We start from the raw sequence: 22,826 nt of genomic DNA, 5'->3' as shown, positions 1-22,826 counted from the left end.
ACCTTCAAAACTTATGATGTTGACTTTACATTTGTATTTTTTTGTGACAAGGTTGTTGTCGTTAAATTAAATAGCTTGAATATTTCTTGTTGTTTATTTTAATTTGGGTCGTACTTTATTAAGTGTGAGCTAATAAAATTTATGGCAGGGTTATTGCCAATTAAAAATAAAAGTTAAAGGAATTATAATGAAACTCAACTTCAAAAAATCAAAACTTAAGACTCTTTCAAACGACAAAGCTGCATTACCTACAAAAGCGACACGAGGCATTGTTGGTGGTGGTAGATGGATTTCATTTTATAACGAGTGCGATAGACCAACATCAACAGGTTGCCTATCAAATGACCCGAATGATACGAACTGTACAACTAATACTTGTGCATAAGTAATCGAAATATCTATAAGGCCAGAACTTGCTGGCCTTTATGTAGATTTTATACCTTAACTTTCTCCAGCCTACTTCTTTCTGATTTTTAATATACTTTGTCGTTAAGTCTTCCTCTATATGAATCTATATGCTTGGCTTGATTTCGGTGTTGACCCACATTTATGGGGTTATTTCCCCTTTTTTAAAATAAGAGTATATACCATCTAATAATAGTAATTAGCGAAGAGGTATAGAGTAAAATTCCTCTAAATCCAAGCGGGTTTCTCGAATATCGGGGCTTTGGAGCTGTAGAGTGTTTAGTATTAAAGATAAAAATACAAAGCTATAGGCAATGAGGGGGTCGAATAAATGACACGAAGGAGCGTCATACACCCACGTAAAGCTCAATCGCTTGGTGAAAACATATTACTCAGAGTAATGAAAACCGACTACTAAATCAAAAGGTGCGATCCAAATACGGCAATCACACCAAGTACAGTCTGCTTAATGGGCTATCTAAGCCTTGAGACCGTATTTACAATACTGTCAACTTGCTGATTAATTTCATTGATTGTGGTGTTGAGCTCTTCAATTAACTCGACGCCTGAAGCGACTTGTTCTGCGCTTTTTCGCATCGAAGCGGATGCCTCGGCTGAATGGGCCAGGTTTTCTTTTACCACATCGGCGATTTCTGTCGTTGAACTGCTTGTCCTTGCTGCCAGTTGACGCACTTCATCGGCAACCACCGCAAACCCTCGACCTTGTTCTCCGGCTCGTGCCGCTTCTATTGCTGCGTTTAGCGCCAGTAAATTTGTTTGCTCAGCAATTGCACTGATGGTTGAAACGATGTTATTGATTTGGTCTGACTGCTTATTCAGTGCCTCAATTTTAGTGAGGGCAGTGCCCATATCTTTACTAAGTAATCGCATTAGGTCTATTGCGCCTGAAACAGATTTTGATCCACTTTGAGCTGCACTATCAGCCAAGTTAGAGGCTTGGCCAACTTTTTCTTGTGCTTGGCGAGTACCTACAATACGGTCAGTTATATCAGAGGCGAATTTAGTTACTTTTATAACTTTACCACTTTTATCTATGATTGGATTGTAACTCGCCTCCAACCACAGTTCGTGTCCGTGCTTATTCTGACGTTCAACCTGACCACTAAAATAGTGTCCATTGGTCAATTGGCTCCACAAGGCGTTGTATTCAGAAGACCGTACAATATGTTCGGGACAAAACATACGGTGGTGCTGGCCTTTAATTTCATCTAGCCGGTAGCCTGTCGCAGCCAAAAAGTTATCGTTTGCCGATAAAACATTGCCTGAAGTATCAAATTCGATGACTGCCATCGAACGGTATAAAGCATCAATGAGATTTTGTTGCGATACGGCTGTATACTCTCGTTTTGTCACATCCGATGCGAATTTAATGATTTTGAACAGTTTTCCACTTGCGTCAAAAACAGGGTTGTAACTGGCTTCAAGCCACAGTTGTTTACCCGATTTTGTGAAACGCTCAATAGTACCGGAGAAAAATTCACCTCGGTTTAAGCTATTCCATAGGGCTTGATAATCGGCAGTGCTTGAATATTGTTTATCGCAGAAAATTCGGTGGTGTCGACCTATTAACTCGCTTAAATCATACTCCATAACTTTAAGAAAGTTATCGTTGGCAGTAATGATTTTGCCGTCAGGAGTGAACTCAATGATAGCAGTAGAGCGGCCGACAGAAAAAAGGGTTTGCTCTAGAGCTTGTCGATCTTGTTTCTCTATAGCAAGGGCTTGTTGAAGTGCTTTTCTCTCTTTTCCAATACTAAACATTGATGTTCGTAAACCTTGTGATGATTGTTCAGGATTGGCGAATTATTGTGATGTGGCTTTAAAAGTCAATATTTGACGCTAAATTTCATCATTAAGTACCAATTATAAACGCTTTCTTCGTGAGTTTTGTGATTTAAGATAATAAAAACAATGACTTGGCTGTGTGTTGAAAGGGGCGTCTCTAATTGAGGTTATTTTAGTTAAGGTGTTATTGCTGCTTTTTTTGACCTAATTATTAATAATTTTGTGTTTAATTTATTCTTAATGGTGCGTTTATTTGTCTTTTGTTGAGGGCCAATGAGGGCGTGTATTCAAATGATGCATCATTAAAATAAAGTTAAAGGTTGTTGGTTTTTCTTTTCTTTTTATTTTGTTTTTGTAATTAATAGGCTTTTTTCGATATGCTTTAGGAAAAGTTGTAGAAAGTGGATTTAATGTGTTTGATAATTCCTGTTTGGGAATTAATTAAACAATAGGAATATAATGCGTCAGCCGCTTTGGATCTTCATCGCAATAATAATAACAACGTTTCATTTCGGTGTGTTAGCTAGTAAACAGCCAATCCTACCTATTGAAGCTCATGCGAGCTTGCCGAATGTAAGCCAATTTAACCTTTCTCCAAATGGCTCTAAATATGCCTATGTAGTAAATCGTGGCGGAGTATTAATTTTAGTAATACAAGAAGCGACAACAGGCAAAGTTTACCCAGTGACAAAAACCGACAACCTAAATGCAAAACTTAATTGGTTCGACTGGGTTAATGAGGACATTTTATTATTGGGCGTCTCATACACAGAAAGACAAGGCCTTATAAGATATACGCGCACAGAGTTACTAAGTTATGACTTAACGAAAAAGAAAAAAGGCACGCAAGCGGTTATTCGACCGAAAAGAGGGCAGAATAATTCTCAATTCAAAGACAATGTGATCAGTATGCTACCTGATGACCCAGATCACGTGTTGGTTTCTATTGATCTTAAACAACGAAACCGCCCAGGTGTTTACAAACTGAATGTAAAGAAGCGGCGTTTAAAACGGGTTATGAGCTTTAAAGCGCATGTGGTTGATTGGATAGCTGATCAACAAGGCAATGTAAGGATTTCATATCATCAGGATGATACCCGTGTGTTTTATCGTTTACTAGACAGTAAAACGAATAAATGGAAAACAATATTCGATTACGAAGTTTTCTCTAAAAATAAAGTCGCTGTGCTTGGTTTTGATATAGATCCGAATACGCTTTATATAAAAGCCATTCATAAAGATAAAGAGTCAATTTTTAAGGTGGATATCACAGATCCGGCTCTTTCTCGTGAATTGGTGTTTCACGATCCAAACTATGACGCTGATGGTTCTTTAGTTTACTCTCCAAAAACAGGAGCTGTTGCAGGGTATTCTCATTCGAACATAGACAATGTTATTCACTATTGGGATGAGGAATTACGAACGCTGCAAACCTCTATTTCTCAGGTGTTACCCAATGCAACTAACGTCATCACTGACATGGATAACCACGGAAACAGCTATATAGTATATAGCCAATCTAGCAAGGATCCTGGCAGTTATTTATTGGGAAATAGAAAAAACAACTCGATTTATTATTTAGCTCAGGTATATCCGCAGATCAATGAAAAGACCTATTTGGGCAAGCAACAGGTGGAGTATGCAGCAAGAGATGGCATCAAAATAGAAGCTTATATAACCTTACCGCAGGGTTATAAATCAGGGAAAAACTACCCCGCAATTGTACTACCACATGGTGGCCCAGCAGCACGTGACTATCAAAGCTATGATTATTGGTCTGAGTTTTTTGCTTCTCACGGCTATATTGTGTTCCAACCAAACTTCAGAGGCTCATATGGCTATGGCTTCGAATTTGCGCAAGCTGCGATTGGAGGTTGGGGCAAAGCTATGCAGGACGATTTAGACGACGCAGCCAAGTGGCTGATTGACGAGGGTTATACGAATAAGAGTCAAATGTGCATTGCCGGAGGTAGCTATGGTGGCTACGCAGCAATAATGGCCCTGATCAAGCACCCAGACACATTTAAGTGTGCGGCCAGTTTTGCAGGTGTCACTGATTTAGCATCTATATATTCACAGGCCAGGTACTTCACTAGCAAAGAAGTGATCCGCAAACAACTAGGAAAAGACCGCGATAAATTAGAAAACATATCTCCGATTAATTTTGCCAACTTGGTGTCCAAGCCGATACTTCTGATCCACGGTAGCGAAGACTCAGTTGTACCAGTAAAACACAGTCAAAAAATGGCAAAAGCGCTCAAAGAACACAACCAAGATGTCACTTACATAGAGCTTGAAGATGGCGATCACCACTTGAGTTATCAGCCCCATCGTATTACTACACTTGAAGCCATGTTGGCATTTTTTGATAAACAGCTTAAATAATCCATGGGTATTGAGCGCTAATAGACTTGAGGCATGCCAAACACGAGTCTGTCGTTTGGCATGTGTGCTTTGTTGAACTGTCGTGTTATCCGGCTTGTGAAGATGCGGTATTTCGAATTTGTTCAAATTTATTGAATGCATCCGATACCACCTCTTTATCTGTCGCTGTTAAGGCGATGGAAACATCACAAAGACTGTTAGAACATGAAAATGATTGGCCTGTGAGCAATAGGTTTGACTCAAAGTAAATTGGTGCACCGCATTCGGGGCAGTCTAATTTGGATTTTATACTCATTGTTAAATTCCTTACTGTTTGCTTGGTAATGGCATCATGTTTTTTGAGAATATTTCTAATATGGTGGTGATACCGTTTGGCAATGGCAGTTGACCTGCTTCTAAGGTCACTTCATAGCTGGCATGAGCCGCACTGGATTGTTGCTCTCCTTGTGCTGATTTCGCCAAAGAGCCGTGTAATTCGGTCTCGAAGTCATGTGCTTGTTGTGGCTCTGAGCTCGGCTCGCTGTTTTGTTTTTTGCTTTGAGCGCTTCTTTGCCGGCGTCCCTGAACTGTTGTTCTGCGGCTTTTCGAGGGCACTTCTTTTTGCTCTTGCGTTGCCTTTTTTTTGATTTCGCGTGAGCTTTTAACTTCCATGTTAAAAGAGACTTTTAGCTTTTCGATGGCCAGCGAATTAATCGGAATTAACGTCATCAATGGGATTGAAATGTCCATTTTTATTGGCTGTTTACTGATGTTGCCATCTTGTTCAATCACAGAGCGAGACAATGTAAAGTTAACCATCTTTGGAACAAGCTGATCACCACTTTCATTACTTTTTTCAAAGCACGTTGTTAAAATAAATTGGGTTTGCGCATTGGCTATCATTGCATTGGCGTCTGTTGCTGCTTTCAACGGTGCGCCAATGAGGGCTTTCATTGGCAGACCGGAAAATTGGGAGGCAATGTTGGTGTTCATGCTAAATCCTTCTATGTTTTATTTTAGCCAGGGATTTGAGCTCGAAGAGCACGTTCATAACCTTCAATGAGCTTTTTTAATCCTTCTGGAGGCTCATTACCTGTGAGTGTGATTTCAAGGTGCGCATTGGCAGTATTTTCTCCACCGCTTGTACCAATGATTTTATCTCGAAGGCCTGTTTTGGTCGTATTTTTGGCAAATGCTACTAAAAGTTGATCTTGCTCGTTTGTGCTAATTTCCAGATCGGTAGAAAATTTAACTTCGGTTATTCTAGGAGATGAAATAGGCACCAAGGCCAGTAGTGGAACCTCTGCATTAACTGTATCAATGCCATTTTCAGTTCTGCTAGGAAATTGCATTGTGCAGGTTTTAGGAGAGTAACTTGGTGGCAACCCTTGTTCATTTTGGTGTTCATCGAAAAAGCGCTTAACAAAGTCAATGGTTTCACCTTCAACGGACTTAGCAGCGTCCTTAACCCCTTTATGAATGGCTTTCATCAGCGATTGAAATTCGATCATGGTGGTCTCTTCTTATTAGTATTTGCAGAGGAAGTGATGTGCTTCCTCTGATGAGTGTTTAAAGTCAGACGCTATTGCTCTTTTTCTATAATAGGGTCAATGTTTTTAGTAAATGCGTTGATAATGGTTGTTACCCCCGTAGGCAAAGGAAGCTGCCCGGCGTGTACATCGACTTCATACTTTGCCTTGTTTGACGCTTCGTAGTGCTCTTTTTGCTTCGAGGTTGACTTACTGCTGTGTGATACTGAACCGTGCACTTCCACAGAAAACAGACCAGCATTATATTTTGCAGTAATATCGGCTTTTGCAGCTGTTTCTTGCTCGCTGCTTTTTTCGTTGTCTTTTGACGTTGAGCTTGAGACTTCCATCTCAAAATGAATTTTGACATCATCAACAGCTAGGGAGTTGAGTGGAATAAGTGTCAGCAATGGCAGTTTTAAGGTGATAGTGGCATCTTTTCCGTCAGTACCATCTGCTTTAATAACTGGGCGACTAAGCGCAAATTCGACCATTATCGGCGTGAGTTTACTGTTGCTGCCAGATGCTGGTGGGTTACCACCGCCTCCGCCACCGTTTTCAAAGCATGTACTAAGCATAAATTGGGTTTGGGTACGTGCCATCATACCGTTTGCATCTGTTGCGGCCTTTAGCGGTCCCCCAATTAAAGATTTCATTGGTAGGCCGCTAAACTGCTGGGCCATAGAGACGAGTCCTGACATATATTTTCTCCTAGTTGTATAGAGCGTTAGCGAGTTATTTCCACAAATGGCCTATTGAGCCAAATCTGCAATGCACGTTTGACTGGTAATGATAAACAGCATAGAGGGTGGGGAATTGGCGAAAGCGAGGATAAATACGGGGAAAGTCAGGATGTGTGAAAGTACCGCGGTGACTGAAAGAACAATCTACCCGCGCTTTCGTTTTACTTGGCTTCAGTGTGTGGGCGCTTAGCTAAGTTAAGGGGGAAGCCGATCACTAGCGCTTCCCTTGTTTCATGTACTACGTACTGTCGCTTTTGGGCAACAATTACTCTCTACATTCTGATAGGTTTTGCCAAACGAACATCCATGGGCTGTCGCTGGAGTTTAACCTAGGATCATCGTTGTAACTCCACCAATTGGCTTTGTACAGCATGCCATTTAGGTAAACAATACTGTCTTTAACAAAAGCTCTCCCTTTTTCCCAGTGTTGGTGATCGGCGCATTTAGGTAATGCTTTTTCCACCGAAACCAATACTTGAGCGGTTGAAGACAATCCGCGACCATCATTAATGGTATAGCTAAAACTATCCGGACCTAGATAATCAGCGGGCGGCATATAATTTAGGCTATCACCAGCAAGTGTGACTGTGCCTCCTTGTGCTGAGGTACCTTGGAAAGATTCAATAACCAAAGTATCACCATCTGGGTCTCGGTCGTTTAATAGTACCGATATTGTTGCTTCTTCGTTGGGTGGTGAGATTAATTGGTCGTTCACTGCAATGGGGGCGTGGTTCTCAGCAACTAGTATTTTGGCGACGGTGGTGTTGTATACGTTTGCGTCTTCTTTGCTTCGTGCCTCTATAATCAGCTCGTCATAATTACCTATGGTAGAAGAAGCAGGTACTTTCACTTTTAACTCAATGGTTTTGGTGCTATTTGCCCCAATGCTATGGTCTTTAGCAAAAGAGAGTGTTGAGCCTGAGGTGGAAGTCGCATGTAATTCAATTTTGTGTTGTAGCTCTGAGCGATTAGTAAGCAGTACTTGAATTATTTTCTCTTCTCCCGGCTCTGCGGTTGACCACTGTGGCGTTGCCTTGAGGAAAAAAGGCTGTGTGGAAATCACGTTGGGTAACTCTCGGGTAAAGGTTCCACCAGAATCCAATTGACCAGTAAGATGGAGTTGGAAAGCTTGCTCCGGTACAATAAATTCGGCACTAAAACGTCTATGATGTGTCGGCTCCTTGAGCAAAGGGATGCGCTTTATTAGCTTTCCTGTGTAATCAACCAACTGCAATGTAGCGTCTCTAGGTGCTTGAGAAAAACGCACTTTGGCGTGAACCGTTTGCCCGATCGTAGGTTGCCCAACGAGAGGTACTAACTCGACATGCCGTATTTCTCTCTCTGGAACTTGATACAGTTTTACATCATTGACTCTAAATGACGATTTAGCAAAAGCGCGTATTGGGTATGTACTGTCTGCACCAGACAAGATCAATTGATAAGAGCCTGAGAGTGTATCTGAAATAGACATAGCGATAAGACTACTAAATTGACGTGTTACTACTTTGGCATCATTAGTGATATCTTTGCCTGTAGGGTCAAGGAGCTTGACCCCTGGAAAATTGGTGTTTTTCCCTTTCATAATAATCACAGAAAGGGGGTGGCCTGCCACTGTTTTATCTACATTTATGGCTTCAACTCCTGGCTTTTCAGCGGATGAGGTGACTTGACGGTTGGCCAAAGTGGTACTTTCGAGGTCGCTCAATTCTAAGTAAATAGGCAGTACACTGGCAATTTCGCGTCGATTGACCTTAAAGCTTAGACCGCCTGTTTCGTAGGATAGCCTTTCAAATTGATCGATTGAACTGAGGCTTCTAGGTGCCGTTTCAATCGGGAAATCGATGCTGGTATTTTGTTGCTCAACACTTTCAGCCGAGCGAAAGGAAGAGCACGTACCCGTTAAAAAAGTATTGATTTTAACACCTTGAACGATTGCGCGAGCGCGTGCTGCACCGACTAAAGCTGGACTGCGGGGCGAAGCATCGGTAAATAGCGCAATCTCACCACCTCGTGCGTAGAGATCTCCACGACTAACAGTAAATTGGTTGAGTGCTGTGTGTATCGCTGCCCCGGAGGCTTCAGGGCAATCGCCCCCTCCCCAAACGCTAATCGAATTAACTTTACTTCTGAAGCGTTCAATATCACAGACTAGACCATGATCTGACGGGCTATCTTTAAATGTAACAAGGCCCAATGTGGGGGATTCTCCTGACGCCAATTTGCTATCTAATAAGCTATTTACCGACGCTTTAACACCGGCGATATCGGCCCCCATACTACCTGTGTCGTCAATCACAAAATAAATCTTCGATTGCTCTTTTTTAAGCATGTTTTTGTAGTATTCAGCGTGTGTAGAAAATTGCTGGTCGATTTTTTGATAGAGGTTATCTAGAAATCGTTGTGTCAGTTCTTCAGCGGCTGTTTTAGCAGCGGTAAAATTATCGCCATTTGGTTGGCTATCATTATCCTTATTCAAAAACTTGTGGCAGCACTCACCATCAGGCATACCCGTACATTGTGTGACCCCAGGTTTTAGGGAGAGAAACCCAGAAAGAGAAAAATAGCCCGTAACAAGTCCATCAGGCGCAAAGTTGTTATCTTGGTCACAATGGAATCGAGCACCGTTTTGCAGTGCGAACATGTCATCAATATTGTGCTTATTGTCGACAGTATTACTATGAGACACAATATCTTGTACTGTGTGAAGGGCTTCTCCAAGTGCATCAAGTGCTCTACGTTTATCACAATTTTCCAGTGCCGCTATAATTTCATTGGTTTTTTCTGTTAATCGTGAGGAGGCAAGATCCAGTACATTGTTATCTGCATGGGCAGCTTCTACATGTGGTTCTGCAACATCAGTGTAGTAGTTAGAGTCAGAGACCTCATCTGTGGAGCCCGGGTGAAAATCGTTTTTTTTAAGTACCGTATCAGTGATGTTTTCATGTATGCCTTGTTTGAATGCCAATGCTTTTGTGCAGGTCAAAGCAACCAAGAGCAGTGTTAAATAGCGTTTATTTTTCATAATTTTCCTTTCCTTTTATTTTTCCTTTTACAACTGACTTTTTACTTTTGTTTATATAAAAAAATACTGGACCTCCTTGTTCATAGTTAAGGGTGTGTTGAAAGCAGATACAGTTAGATTCAACTTTGGATTGCGTTGATAAACTTAAATTTTTCAAATCAAATGCGTGAATATAGATATCTTTTAACCCCCGATTACCATAAGAGGAAATAAGGTACAGAGTGTGTTCATCAGTACTGAGGGCCAAATCGTGGACGGTGAATTGATTAATGAGTCCTTGCTTTAAAGGCAAAAGGCGATGGAACTCTGAGCCATTAAATGTATATATTGATGCGCCTTTCAAAATTATTACGTCATTGAATTGCTCCCTGTGAATAGCGGCGGAGCGATAAGATAAGGTGTGCTTACTCGATAGTACTTTTTTGATCGTGCGGCCGATTTTATAAACCGAAAGCTGTTGAGTTATCAGATAGTTTGACTTAATACTGAGTGGTGGTGAGTGGCCTAAATCGAGGGGTTGGCTCTTTGACAACAAGTGATACTTAGGCTTATGTTCGGTTTTATCTATGCATACGAGTATGTGCTTTTCAAGGTCATAAAGGGCATAAAAATCCCAACCATGAATTTGGCATGTGTTAAAAATAGGGTGGTCGTTCGAGACAGTATTTATTCGATTGTTGGATAAATAATATTGACTCTGTGGGTTGTAGGGGAATGTTTCAAACGACTCAATGATAGCGTTGTCATGACACGCCGATAAAAACAGTAAAATGGAAATTAATAAACTAGATCTCATCCTTTAGAACTAACTTTGTACCAAATTTGTGCTGAAATATAATTTGTATGTCATATTTTGTAAATATATTTGTGCTATCAAAGCGATGTTACGGCGCGTTTATTGTTCTTGGTCATATTTTAGCCACAAATATCCGTTTTTCGGTTTATTGAGAGACGGAGGTTTGATGATGATTTTATCAAGTGGGGAATTAAGTCATAAGAGGCTTATGTGAACGTGCACCAGTAAAGAACTCAATGTTAGCGCGAGGACCGCTATAAAAGGAGCTCTAAAAAATTAAAGTAACAAAGGCTTAGTCTTGTTCCATTTCTTTATTGATCCAGTCGGTAAATACCTTCAGCCGTGCAAGTCTTGGGGAATTTGCATCATATACAAAGTATCGTTTGACGGTGTTTGGATGGGCAAGCTTATAAGGAATTACCAGCGTACCGTTGTCGAGCTGTTGTTGGCACAAATAAGGAACTGCAAGAGTAACACCGTGGCCGCTTGCGACAGCACTGATTGCCATATCCGTCGAGTTAACCTTAGTCCACTGGGTGTGACATTCAACGCCTGATACGCCAGCTGCCTTAAACCAAGTTGGCCAGTCATAAGGCCCAGGGTTTTCTAAAGTTACTATATGCTGTGATAACAGGTTTTCGGGTGAGTTGAAATTTAGCTGTTGTGCAAATTGACTCGAACAAATGGGATACACCGCAGATTCACCGAAGTAATCACAGACTAAATTGCTCGGCGTATTTTGCTCTACAGACTGACCAAATCTGATGGCTAAATCTAGGTGGTTTTGCTTTAAGTCAACGAAGCTTGCCGAAGATGAAATAGTGATTTGAATATTTGGATATTGCTCTGTAAAGGATTGCAGCCTTGGCATCAACCACAGAGCGATGAACGCTTGAGTTGAAGTGATGGTCAATTCACCGTCGATTTCTTCTTTTTGTAGTTGGCTTACTCCTTGGCTCAATATGGTTAATCCCTTTTGGGCGTGTTCAAAAAGAGTTTGGCCAGATTGGCTGAGCTGCATTTGCTTGCCTTTACGGATAAATAAACGAGTACCGAGTGTAGATTCGAGTTGACGCATTTGTTGGCTGACAGCAGCTTGAGAAATACAGAGCTCTTTTGCCGCTAGACTATAACTTCGATGTCTGGCGGCACATTCGAAAGTGACTAGAAGATTAATATTTTTAAACACACGCACACAATTTATTCTTATTATCTACCTTGTATTATAAGCAATGCTTATATTAAAAGTCGATTTTCATCGTTGGTCTTTTTACTGCGTGGTTGCAAGAATACACGTATCGCAACAAACCGTAATTACTAAACCAAATAATAAAAAGGAACGACAATGAACGAATTTTATTCGCTGCACCAACAAGCTACTCCACTTCTATTGGCAAATGTTTGGGATGCGCCCAGCGCAAAATGTGCTGAGCAAGCTGGTTATCAAGCAATGGGTACATCGAGCGCAGCACTGGCTGCTGTGCTTGGCTACGAAGATGGTGAGAACATCCCTTTTGAAGAGCTTCTGTTTGTGGTTAAGCGGATCACTGCATCAAGTCTTCTGCCGCTAAGCGTAGATATCGAGTCAGGGTTTAGCAGCGATCCACTCGTGATTGCCAATCATATTCAGCAACTTGCTGAGTTGGGGGTGGTAGGTATCAATATTGAAGATAGCCGGGTAGAGGACTCTCGTAGGTTATGTGACAAAGATGAGTTTTCAGAATTATTAACACAAGTTTGCGCGCACTTAACAGCACGCGATGTGCAGATTTTTATTAATGTTCGCTGTGATGTATTTCTACTAGGTGTTGAAGGTGCAGCTGAAGAGGCCTGTATGAGAGCCCGCAGCTACCAAATGGCTGGTGCGGATGGATTGTTTTTCCCGTGTATCACGGCTGAGCAAGATATACGTAAAGTTACTAGCTCTACGTCACTACCTATCAATGTGATGGCGATGCCGGAGTTACCAAGCGTGGCCAAGTTGACGGAGTTGGGAGTTAAGCGGATCAGCACTGGTAACTTTGCACATATGGCTATTTATGAGCGGTTGAGTGCAACACTGACACAAATTAAAACACAAGGCAGTTGCCAGTCACTTTTTGAATAAACCTCAGCACTGTTATATTCCAGTCGACTTCTTGTGAGGGAGGAGTCGATACTTGCTGTCGTTTTGGGAAGTTGAAAAGCTCGCATCATAAATGGTAAATATAGATGGACTTGGCCTAGCAATGGATCGAGTGTAAAAAACAATTATAACAAAGGAGTAGGTCATGTGGTTTCTATTTATGGTTTCTTTAGTCTGTTTAGCTTTTGGCAGTGTTGCGAGCGATACACCCCAGAGCGCGGTTAATTCACTATTTCAAGCTATGTCACATGAGCCACAGAAAAAACCGGATATAGACAAACTGAAACAGCTCTTTCATCCTGAGGCAAAAGTATTTGGCGTGCATTTAAAAAAGGGAATGCCTAGCCTGATGAGTCTGACAGGGCAGGAATTTATAAAGCTACTGGATAAAACATCTGAGCAGGGTTTTTATGAATGTGAAATTGTCCGCAAGATTCAAACTTATGATAGGTTTTCTCACGTTTACAGTGTCGCTGAAACTCGCTTTAACAAAGACCAAACGAATCCTGATTTTACTGGTGTGAATAGCATTCAACTCTACAAAGCGGATCAGCAGTGGCAAATCATGTCATTGTATTATCAAGTCGAAAATCCGGCTAAAGCGATTGCACTTGAAAGTGGAAAGAGTGGGGCGTGTCTCAATTAAATTATACGGCTGTTTTCAAAAAAGCACCTGAACTTTTAGCAAAATGGCCGTAACAGTGAGAACCAATATTTTTAGTAAGTTGCCATTATTAATTGGAGAGAGGTTAGAGAAACGTACTACCGCTTTTATCGGCGTTATCTGGGTTGCCCGCGTTGTTTAATTATCCCCAATGTTTTAATGCAGCCTAATAACCCAAGCAATCAATTTTCAAACGCCATCAAGGTGTAATGCCTTGTGTTACTCTATTCATTCTAATAGATACTACGTTTTTGAAATAGTTGAAACCAAAAACGTTTGTTTCAAACGCGACCAAGCATTCAATGGGTGATAATACTTATCTTGCAAAAATCTTGATCGCAAGGGGAAGTAGCAAATAGTACATTTGATCCATGTTTGAATGTGGAGCGGCTGAGGGCTTTAAATACACTAGTCCCGGGAATAATCGCACACAATGCGCCGTTTAACATTTTCCATGCACAAATATTTGATGCTTCCGGGCTTTTAGAGCGCGTGATTTTTACGACCTTAGATGCGAGTGAAAAGTCCATGTAGCTGCTACTAGAGCCGACCAGCTTGTAATAAAACGCTTGTTCGTCTCTAGCACAGGGGGTTAACTCAAATTTAGCTGCATTGGTTATGTGACCATTGCCATAAAAAACGCCAGATGAATCATCGTTTACGGTTACATACCCAAAACTTTGACCATGAGTAGCTAATTTTAATATTTGCGTTTTCATACCTGTCTCCCTGCAAAAGTCTGTGTCAAGTTTAGCCGTTTAGCGTCAATAGCAACTACGTAATATAGACGCGTTAATCAGCTATGAATTTTAGTCAGCAAGTATTACACCAATTATTGAGAACACCTATGAAGAAGATAGTGAATAATGAGTGATTGGCATTCATCTGAACTTTCTAATAAGTGCTTTGCGCTCCAAGTAAAGAGGTCTGTGCTCTGAGAAGTGGTAGGGATGTATTTTGTGGCGTAAAAAATGCATAAAATTTCACGGTTATTTTTATTAATGACTAAATGTATTGAATTGGAATTTACGTAGTTTTCAATAAAATATCGCAGTTAATGGAATAAATATTTCACTTAATTGTCGATATTCAAGCCTGACTAAAGCTAATGATAAAGTCTCATATTGCGAATTTTACTAAAGAAATCACGCATTTTTCCGATAAATTTAGTAATAATAGCAACTTGTGTAATTTAAGCGCCAAGAGCGTTTACAATCATTCATAATTTGCCTAGAAAGTGGCCAATTTAAACTTAACATTGTGAGAGCGATGTGCTGAAATGGCGAGAGCTGCATAAAAAAAAGTAAAATATGCAATAGTATTTAGGAAGGAAGTGATGTCTTTGTTTCAATTTGATGAGGAGTCTGGGTATGTTTCTTTAAAGGAACATCCTGCGCACTCGGGGTTTCCCGCTAGTGCTGCACAGCTAGTTGAAATGCTGGAGCAGTCTTCTTATGCCGACTTTGATGTCATTCACGCTAATATTGGTCAATTATTTTCTCCATCTGATGACAGAGAGAAAGATCTGTTAATTGTTGCTAGAGCAGTTGATGCTTCAATTTCTATTCGTGTTGAAGAAAACAACATGCTTGCGGAAGCGCGCTTAACAACCGCGAGAGGCGGTAAGCTAATAACAATTGATGAAGCAAGAGATGCATTGACCGATGCAGGCGTGGTTAAGGGGATCAATGAAAGGGCACTAGACACCTTTTTGGGGCAGCAGTTTGAGCAATCTCCAGGGAGTGTGTATTCAGGGATTGTGGCTCATGGTGTTCGTGCGAAAGACGGCACAGATGCAAGATTTGTAAGATTATGCATGACAGCGCAAGACCGCATACTTAGTCCACAGGAAAAGTCTGGTGGCAAAGTAGATATGCGTGACTTAGGTGCAATTATCACAGTTAAACCAGGCAGCCCGCTAATGAAGCGAGTTCCTCCTACTCCAGGAGAGAAAGGCTTTTCAGTATTTGGTGATGTATTAGAGCCTAAGCCAGGCAAAGATTTCACACTGCAGGTATCTGAAGGCACAAAAATCAGCCCTGAAGACCCTAATTTGTTAATTGCTGACGCAAAAGGTGTGCCTGTAGCGGTGCCAAGAGGGATGCGAGTTGATGATGTTTTATGCTATGACAATGTAGATGTCACAACCGGCCATATCGAATTTGATGGCAGTGTCGTTGTTAGCGGTGATGTGAAAGATGGCATGAAAATCAAAGCCTCAGGTGATATTACTGTTATTGGTTTTGTTGAGTCAGCGCACTTGGAAAGTGACAGTGCGGTGACGGTCATGTTAGGTGCGATTGGCAGAAAACGCCTTGATGGCGAAGAGTTTTCTTGCATTATCAAAGCAAAACGAACTATTTCAGTGGGTTATGGGCAATATTGCCATATAGAATCTGAACAGGACTTATTTATTGAGCGCCAGGCGCTGCATTGTGACTTGAAGTCTAAGCGCCTGATCCGAGTTGGTAAGGGAGACACGCCGCGTGGCAAGCTTATAGGCGGTAACGTTTATAATGCGATGCGTATTGAAGCCGGCGAAGTCGGCGCGCCCTCAGGCACTAGGACTCGAATAGTCCTCGCCCAAGACTGGTATGATTTAAAGAAAAAAGAAAAAGAGTTTAAAGAGCTAGATAAATTGTTGTCTGATAAAATTTTGGCAGTTAAGCGAGCTCAAGTAAAAGCAAAAAAAACACCTGCGTCAGATAAACGTGACAGCTATTTGAAAAAGCTTGCTGTCACAGAGCAGCGTTTAGATGCGCATTACAAACGCAATGTTCGTAATTGTAAACTGGTGGCACAAAAGCTACTTCGGTTGGTTAAACTGAGCCGAGTTAAAGTAAATGAGCTAATGCACCCGGGTATAGAATTGACAATCGCGAAGGATAGTCGATCTTTTTCAAGAATCTACCCACCTCATTCAGTTAAATTAGACGCTGGAAAAATCACGCAAGAGTTCCAGAATTAAAAAAGCAGCTTAGGCTGCTTTTTTTAGCTTTGTAATTTACAAGCGACAACTAACTTTGTTCTTCTTGATCACTGTCTTGGTCTACTTGAGGTAGCGGCCATCCGCCAAGTGCTTGCCATTTGTTTACGATGTAACAAAATAGTTCAGCTGTGCGTTCAGTATCGTAAAGTGCTGAATGTGCTTGGGAGTTGTCAAACTCAATACCCGCCGCGCGACATGCTTTCGCCAGCACAGTTTGCCCTAGTGCAAGGCCAGACAAGGAAGTGGTATCAAAGCTAACAAATGGATGAAAAGGCGTACGCTTGATATTGTTGCGTTCTATCGCCGCGTTTAAAAAGCCATGATCAAATGCCGCGTTATGTGCAACGATGACAGAGCGCTGGCAGCCAGCGTCTTTTTGCGCCTTTCTAACAGCTTTGCAAATCTCTTTAATTGCTTCACTCTCTTCAACGGCACCTCGCAGCTCTGAAAATGGATCTATTCCGTTAAACTCAATGGCCGATTGCTCAATATTAGCGCCTTCAAATGGCGCGACATGGAAGTGAATAGTGTTATCAATACTGAGCTCACCGTTATCGTCCATTTTTAACAAGCTGACCGCTATTTCCAATAGGGCATCTGTTTCTTTGTTGAACCCTGCGGTCTCAACATCTATTACAACTGGGAAAAAGCCTCTGAAGCGTTTTGCGAATAGGGTTTGCTCTTGTTCTGCCATGATAAACTTGGATTTCTAAAATGAGGCGCCTATTATACTGATCATGAGATAAGATGCTAATTGGGATCGATGGATCCTCAATATATTTTTTAATGGAGTCGACTTATTGGCATATCGATTCGGTATGTTTATTGCTTATGTGTAAGGTGAATCAGAATGAAGGCACAAAAATAGAGTCTGTTTTTGGCTTAATAGACTTGGAGTGAGAAAAGTGAAGCTATATTTCAATACTTTAGCGGCCGTTATGACGCTTGTGTTAGCTACCAATGCATATGGTGCGATGCGGCAGTATAGTGCCACTGTCGATGATTCTAAATGGATGGTTGATAGAACGACTCGATTATCTTGCACACTTTCTCATACGGTTCCCTATTATGGAGAAGCAGTATTTAGTGCATCGGCCAGTAAGAATAAAGATCTTACTTTCAATCTCGACATGGTGATCCGACCGGAGGACTATGACTTTGCAGGTCTTGAATCTGTGCCGCCAAGCTGGCGGGCAGGCTTACCAGCTCGCTCAATGGGCAAAATGGCATTACTTAAAAAATTTGATGGTGAGCTTGCGAACCCAGTTGCTTGGGAAATGCTGACAGAGTTAGAAAAGGGTTATCAGCCTACTTTTTATTATCAAGATTGGCACAATAAGCAAGACCAAATTTCCGTCGCGTTGTCTTCGGTCAACTTTAAGAAATCTTATTGGGACTTTTTACAGTGTAGAGATAACTTATTGCCTTATAGCTTCGAAGACATTGCTTTTGTGGTGATGAACTACCGTAAAAACTCAAGTGATTTAACCAGTTCCTCGCGAAAGCGCCTCGATATGATAGGGGAGTATTTAAACAATGATCCCGACATTGACTCAATTTACATATCCGCCTATTCAGATAGCTATGGCGGAACCAATGTAAACTTAAACCTTTCTAAAAAGCGTGCGATGGCAATTAAAGAGTATATGGCGAGCAAAGGTGTGCCAGCAGAGAAAATCATGACAGAAGGTTTCGGTGAAAAACGCCATGTTGCAATTAATACAACTCCAATTGGCCGCGAAGCCAACCGCCGAGTGATCATTCAAATCTCCAAGCCCTGATAGCGGGCTTGGAGCTTGCGTGAAGCTATATTTTATTTCGGATCATATCTCTTATAGTGAGTCGAGCAGGGTGTAATGCTTCGTGCACTCTTTCACTAAAAGGGAGGGGTTCTTGAAATAAACTCGCAACCAGATGTTCCGTAACAAGTGGTGCTGTACATAACCCTCTGGCGCCAAAGCCAGTGGCAATATGTAATCCTTTATGTGGCATCGATTGAGAGGTGAAGCCATAATATTTACCGCGTTTGATGTTGTCATAAGCTTGCAATAAGTCCGCTTTGTCTTGCACTTGCCCAATCATTGGGGTGTGATCGTTAAAACAACATCTTACTGCTGCTTTAGCACTGTCAATATTGCCAAGACTTTTATCAAACTCAGTACCTTCATAAAATCCAGCTAGCTGTTGGCGGTTGGTGATATTATCTTGTTCGGTGACAACCCTTGATTTACTGTGCTTTTCGAAAGTTGCCCCCATGCAATGCAACCCGCTCTGACTAGGGGTGAAGTAACCTTTGTGGCATAACACAGTGGAAAGCTTTGAAGAGGCAGCTCCCTCATTGATATGAGAGACTTGGCCTCTCACGCCGTGAATACCAATATCTTTGGTTTGCTCAAATCTATCGCTATGCTCGCCTGCACAGACAAAAACATCAGAAAAAGGGCCAAATGTTTGTTGCTTCGACTTTAAATACCAGCCGTCAGTTTTGTGTTCTAGTTGCTCGATGTGGACAGCAAAGAGGTTTTCGCCTGGCGTTAAAGACTCAGCTGCGTCAAAAACCGACTTTGTAAGCTGTACAGGGCTTACCCAACCCCCTTGCTCAATAAACAGACCGCCATATGGCGTGTCGATACTTGAGAGCGACTGCGCCTCTGCGCTATCGACTTGGCGTATCAACTGTTCTGGAAAAACTTTGCTAGCCGCCAATTTTTCGTGTTGTGCTTTTTTGCTATCGTTAACGCTTTGGAGTAAAACACCGCACCATTGGTGGTCAAATGAATGGCCGGCTTTGTTCAGCTGTTCATAGAAGCGTCTGGCATACAAAAAGCTATGGGCATAAAACTCAGATGGAATACCAAATTCGCTTTGTAAGTTTGGATAAACAGCGCCTTGTAGATTGTGAGAAGCGCCTTTTGCGAGGGCATCATCTTCGCAAAATAAGTGTGTTTTAATGCCACGCTTTGCAAGGTGATATTTAAGACAGCTACTCGCTATGCCGCCACCTATAACGGCAACATGTGAAAGTGCTGCTGCGTCTTGTTGATAGTATCGTGGCGTAGTTGCATGCTCTGTAGTGGCGATAAGTGTACCGACGACCATTTCTCGTTTACGGCCATAGCCTTTCACTTTTTTGCACTCAAACCCTGCACTTTGCAAGCCTCTTCGGACAAAGCCAGCTGCGGTAAAGGTGGCAAAAGTTGCATTTTGTTGGCTCAAATGAGCCATGGCATCAAATAGAGATTGCTGCCACATATCAGGATTTTTACTAGGCGCGAAACCATCTAGATACCACGCATCGACAATGCCTTTGCTCTGATATGCTATTTGCGGCAATGAGCTTTGCACATCGCCGAACCACAAGTCGAGTACTACACGGCCCTGTTCAAATTCTAATCGATGACATCCCTGTAATGCCATTGGGTACTGATCGCATAATTGTTTTGAAAGTGGCGCCAATGCAGGCCAGGCGTCTAGTGCTTGTTTGAGGTCACTCAACTTGATAGGAAATTTTTCGAACGACATAAAATAAAGGCGTTCAACACCATCTATGTGTGCGTTTTGCTTAAAACGAGCCCAAGTATTTAGAAAGTTCAGGCCTGTGCCAAAGCCTGTCTCAGCGACAACAAAGTGTTTTCTTGGGTGGCTCTTAAATCGTTCATGTAGCCCATTTTGTTCAAAGAAAACATAATTTGACTCGGCTAAGCCATCGTCGTTGGAGAAATAAACGTCATCAAAATTATCGGCGACAGGTGTGCCAGAATCGTTAAAATGAATTTGTGCGTTACTTATCATAGAAATACGTTGGTATAATGCTCATTGATGACAAGTATTTTACTGGTTTTATTTGCATTAGTCCGTTGCATTTTTGCAAATATCAGTTCAGAGTACGTGTGTACGCTGGAAAGCTGACCACTTGATCAGTCTTTTACGCGTAGAATACACCTAAATTTTTTAAGTCCTAAGGGAATTACCCATGAGAAGAGCCGTAATTACGGGGATCGGTGTTGTTTCAAGCATCGGTAACAACAAGCAAGAAGTATTAGAATCTTTGAAAGCGGGTAAAAGTGGTATTGCTTTTAACCAAGAGTTTGCTGACATGAATTTGCGCAGCAATGTGTCAGGTAAAATTGATATTGATGTTAAGGCACTAGTTGACCGTAAAGCGCACCGCTTTATGGGTGACGCAGCTGCATACTCTTATATCGCGATGGCACAAGCTATCGAAGACTCTGGTTTATCAGAAGATCAAGTTTCGAATGAACGTACTGGCCTTGTAGTTGGTTCTGGTGGTGGTTCTTCTAAATACCAAGTAGAAGCTGCTGATATTTTGCGTGAGCGTGGCGTTAAGCGTGTAGGTCCTTACATGGTGCCGCGTACTATGGCAAGTACAACATCTGCGTGTCTAGCAACACCATTTAAAATCAAAGGCGTTAACTACTCGATTAGCTCAGCATGCGCTACATCTGCACACTGTGTTGGCCACGCAGTAGAGCAAATTCAACTAGGCAAACAAGACGTAATTTTTGCAGGTGGTGGTGAAGAACTTCACTGGACGCTGGCAATGGAATTTGACGCCATGGGTGCATTGTCAACTAAGTACAACGAAGAGCCAGAAAAAGCATCTCGTACTTATGATGCAAACCGAGACGGTTTTGTTATCTCTGGTGGTGGCGGTATCATGGTAATCGAAGAGCTTGAGCACGCATTGGCTCGTGGCGCACACATTTACGGTGAAATCGTAGGTTATGGTGCAACTTCAGATGGTTACGACATGGTGGCACCATCAGGTGAAGGCGCTGTGCGTTGTATGAAACAAGCAATGGCTACTGTAGATGGTGAAATTGATTACCTAAATACTCACGGTACTTCAACACCTGTTGGTGACGTGAAAGAACTGGGTGCTATCCAAGAACTATTTGGTGAGAAGTCGCCGGCGATCAGCGCAACAAAAGCGATGACAGGTCACGCTCTGGGTGCAGCGGGTGTTCACGAAGCGATTTACTCGGTACTAATGCTTGAAAATAACTTCATCACACCATCTATCAACATTGATGAATTAGATGAAGAAGCTAAAGGCTTAGACATTGTAACTGAGCGTCGTGACGTTGAACTAAATACTGTTATGTCAAACAGCTTTGGTTTTGGTGGAACTAACGCCACACTCGTAGTTCAGAAATACAAAAGCTAAATCACAAGTAGCTTCTTTATAAAAAGCCCTGCGGGGCTTTTTTGCGTTTTATGCGTCAAAATCTACCTTTCTATCAATCTAACCTCTTATTTATAAATAAATTTATTACTATTTTTTGAACTGTTGAATAATAAATTTGGCTATGCTAGAAAATGCTTTGTGCATATAAAATGCACACTATTGTGAAAGGGATAATTATGGAAGATATATACGAAGTAGATGTTGATGGAGATGGTATCAGTGATGGAGTTGTCGCCGATGTAGATGGTGACGGCTATATTGATACCGTAGGAATTGATCAAGATGGTGATGGTATTGTTGACACTGTGGCGATAGATTCCGATGGAGACGGTTATGTTGACACCGTGATGATTGATGAAGATGGTGATGGTGTTGTTGACGCCGTGGCGATAGATTCCGATGGCGATGGATATGTAGATACCGTCGGTGTTGATACAGATGGAGATGGCATCATAGATACTGTCGCAATGGATACCGATGGCGATGGTGTAATAGACGCGGTTGCAATGGACCTTGATGGTGACGGAGATGTTGACGCCATTATTGCTGACACTGACTTTGACGGTGAAGCAGATACCATGATTATTGAAGACGACGGATTTGACGATTATTAAGCTTAAGGGAATAAGATATGTTCAATAAATTAAAAGAAACAGCGACAAAAAACTTTACGGATGAGGAAGGGAATAGCCAAGTGGGCGTTAATATAAAGGAAAAAGGTGAGGGGCTAACGGCTTCTATAAAACAAAAAGCGACGGATGCAAAAGACAACCTTAAAGATATCTCGGTCATGAATAAGGTAAAGGATTTTACCAAGGCATCAGTAAAAACCGTTGAAGATATAGATAACGATTTACTGTCGAGTAACTCTCAGTATGAAATTAATAACTTTAGAGTTTCGGCTACAGCTGGTGTAACAGCGGGAATGACACTAGATATCCACTTTGTCAAAAACCAAGGTGCAAAAGAAATCGCGCAAAAAGCCTCTCGATTTTTAATCGTAGTAAACCCTGATACAGGCAGTAAAATCCAAGTGCCCCGCAGCGCACTAGTTAATAAAGAAACGGCAAAAATTAAAGATCCAAAAACAGAAGCTGTTTTAACAATAGATGCTAAAACTGGGGCAATCTTACCCTAAAAGACTGCAGCGCAAACTCACATACAGCCTAAGATA

General features: G+C 41.7%; 19 protein-coding genes and 1 pseudogene. 9 read left to right on the top strand and 11 right to left on the bottom strand.

All coding sequences use genetic code 11. The annotated features are described in order from the left end of the window. The first annotated feature begins 187 nt into the window (after positions 1 to 187). A complete protein-coding gene (locus N483_RS12525) occupies positions 188 to 385 on the top strand; it encodes a hypothetical protein (protein WP_023401499.1) in 198 nt (65 codons plus the stop codon). Positions 386 to 948: 563 nt separating this feature from the next. Here N483_RS12525 and N483_RS27625 read toward each other — a convergent pair. After that, positions 949 to 2,070 (bottom strand): annotated as a pseudogene (locus N483_RS27625) (methyl-accepting chemotaxis protein); the annotation flags it as partial. Between the two features lie 600 nt (positions 2,071 to 2,670). Between N483_RS27625 and N483_RS12515 the strand changes: the two are divergent. Further along, entirely contained in the window at positions 2,671 to 4,596 is a 1,926-nt protein-coding gene (locus N483_RS12515; RefSeq protein WP_023401501.1) for an alpha/beta hydrolase family protein, read from the top strand. A gap of 85 nt (positions 4,597 to 4,681) precedes the next feature. Here N483_RS12515 and N483_RS12510 read toward each other — a convergent pair whose 3' ends face one another. The 7 genes from N483_RS12510 to N483_RS12480 form a co-directional block, all read right to left on the bottom strand. Next, positions 4,682 to 4,891: a hypothetical protein gene (locus N483_RS12510; RefSeq protein ID WP_023401502.1), complete on the bottom strand. Its 210-nt coding sequence runs from the start codon at positions 4,889 to 4,891 to the stop codon at positions 4,682 to 4,684. Positions 4,892 to 4,902: 11 nt separating this feature from the next. Further along, the gene (locus tag N483_RS12505) at positions 4,903 to 5,568 is read right to left on the bottom strand and encodes a DUF2589 domain-containing protein (protein WP_023401503.1); all 666 of its coding nucleotides are present in this window, start codon (positions 5,566 to 5,568) and stop codon (positions 4,903 to 4,905) included. 23 nt (positions 5,569 to 5,591) lie between these two features. Then, a complete protein-coding gene (locus N483_RS12500) occupies positions 5,592 to 6,086 on the bottom strand; it encodes a DUF2589 domain-containing protein (protein WP_023401504.1) in 495 nt (164 codons plus the stop codon). Between the two features lie 71 nt (positions 6,087 to 6,157). Beyond that, positions 6,158 to 6,805 carry a DUF2589 domain-containing protein gene (locus N483_RS12495; protein ID WP_023401505.1) on the bottom strand — a complete coding sequence of 216 codons (648 nt, stop codon included), beginning with the start codon at positions 6,803 to 6,805 and terminating at the stop codon, positions 6,158 to 6,160. Positions 6,806 to 7,112: 307 nt separating this feature from the next. After that, on the bottom strand, positions 7,113 to 9,869 hold the full coding sequence (locus N483_RS12490) for an Ig-like domain-containing protein (protein ID WP_023401506.1): 2,757 nt from the start codon (positions 9,867 to 9,869) through the stop codon (positions 7,113 to 7,115). Beyond that, on the bottom strand, positions 9,859 to 10,665 hold the full coding sequence (locus N483_RS12485; protein ID WP_023401507.1) for a hypothetical protein: 807 nt from the start codon (positions 10,663 to 10,665) through the stop codon (positions 9,859 to 9,861). The genes N483_RS12490 and N483_RS12485 overlap by 11 nt, the downstream gene beginning before the upstream one ends. Before the next feature lie 292 nt (positions 10,666 to 10,957). Further along, the gene (locus N483_RS12480; protein WP_023401508.1) at positions 10,958 to 11,860 is read right to left on the bottom strand and encodes a LysR substrate-binding domain-containing protein; all 903 of its coding nucleotides are present in this window, start codon (positions 11,858 to 11,860) and stop codon (positions 10,958 to 10,960) included. A gap of 150 nt (positions 11,861 to 12,010) precedes the next feature. Here N483_RS12480 and N483_RS12475 point away from each other — a divergent pair, with 150 nt between their 5' ends. Then, a complete protein-coding gene (locus N483_RS12475) occupies positions 12,011 to 12,772 on the top strand; it encodes an isocitrate lyase/PEP mutase family protein (protein ID WP_023401509.1) in 762 nt (253 codons plus the stop codon). Positions 12,773 to 12,935: 163 nt separating this feature from the next. Further along, positions 12,936 to 13,436 (top strand): hypothetical protein, encoded by a 501-nt coding sequence (locus tag N483_RS12470; RefSeq protein WP_023401510.1) that lies wholly within the window; start codon positions 12,936 to 12,938, stop codon positions 13,434 to 13,436. Positions 13,437 to 13,753: 317 nt separating this feature from the next. Here the strand turns inward: N483_RS12470 and N483_RS12465 are convergent, their stop codons facing one another. After that, entirely contained in the window at positions 13,754 to 14,173 is a 420-nt protein-coding gene (locus tag N483_RS12465) for a hypothetical protein (RefSeq protein ID WP_023401511.1), read from the bottom strand. A gap of 617 nt (positions 14,174 to 14,790) precedes the next feature. Here N483_RS12465 and N483_RS12460 point away from each other — a divergent pair. Next, complete coding sequence (locus tag N483_RS12460) at positions 14,791 to 16,422, top strand: DUF342 domain-containing protein (protein ID WP_023401512.1); 1,632 nt, start codon at positions 14,791 to 14,793, stop codon at positions 16,420 to 16,422. Between the two features lie 49 nt (positions 16,423 to 16,471). Here the strand turns inward: N483_RS12460 and rnt are convergent, their stop codons facing one another. Then, positions 16,472 to 17,137, bottom strand: coding sequence for a ribonuclease T (gene rnt / locus N483_RS12455; protein ID WP_023401513.1), 666 nt, complete (start codon positions 17,135 to 17,137; stop codon positions 16,472 to 16,474). Positions 17,138 to 17,381: 244 nt separating this feature from the next. Between rnt and N483_RS12450 the strand changes: the two genes are divergently transcribed. Further along, complete coding sequence (locus tag N483_RS12450) at positions 17,382 to 18,224, top strand: flagellar protein MotY (protein WP_052027448.1); 843 nt, start codon at positions 17,382 to 17,384, stop codon at positions 18,222 to 18,224. Between the two features lie 25 nt (positions 18,225 to 18,249). Here the strand turns inward: N483_RS12450 and mnmC are convergent, their stop codons facing one another. Beyond that, the gene (mnmC, locus tag N483_RS12445) at positions 18,250 to 20,235 is read right to left on the bottom strand and encodes a bifunctional tRNA (5-methylaminomethyl-2-thiouridine)(34)-methyltransferase MnmD/FAD-dependent 5-carboxymethylaminomethyl-2-thiouridine(34) oxidoreductase MnmC (RefSeq protein ID WP_023401516.1); all 1,986 of its coding nucleotides are present in this window, start codon (positions 20,233 to 20,235) and stop codon (positions 18,250 to 18,252) included. Between the two features lie 181 nt (positions 20,236 to 20,416). On the opposite strand from mnmC, the gene fabB reads away from it, so the two are divergent. The 3 genes from fabB to N483_RS12430 all read left to right on the top strand — a co-directional run bounded on the left by fabB (position 20,417) and on the right by N483_RS12430 (position 22,790). After that, entirely contained in the window at positions 20,417 to 21,631 is a 1,215-nt protein-coding gene (gene fabB, locus N483_RS12440) for a beta-ketoacyl-ACP synthase I (protein ID WP_023401517.1), read from the top strand. Positions 21,632 to 21,828: 197 nt separating this feature from the next. Then, complete coding sequence (locus N483_RS12435; RefSeq protein WP_023401518.1) at positions 21,829 to 22,266, top strand: hypothetical protein; 438 nt, start codon at positions 21,829 to 21,831, stop codon at positions 22,264 to 22,266. Positions 22,267 to 22,283: 17 nt separating this feature from the next. Further along, the gene (locus N483_RS12430) at positions 22,284 to 22,790 is read left to right on the top strand and encodes a hypothetical protein (protein WP_023401519.1); all 507 of its coding nucleotides are present in this window, start codon (positions 22,284 to 22,286) and stop codon (positions 22,788 to 22,790) included. Positions 22,791 to 22,826: the final 36 nt, after the last annotated feature.

This window comes from Pseudoalteromonas luteoviolacea NCIMB 1944, assembly GCF_001625565.1.
Classification (GTDB): Bacteria; Pseudomonadota; Gammaproteobacteria; order Enterobacterales; family Alteromonadaceae; genus Pseudoalteromonas; species Pseudoalteromonas luteoviolacea_F.
This window is presented reverse-complemented; position numbering and strand designations above follow the sequence as displayed.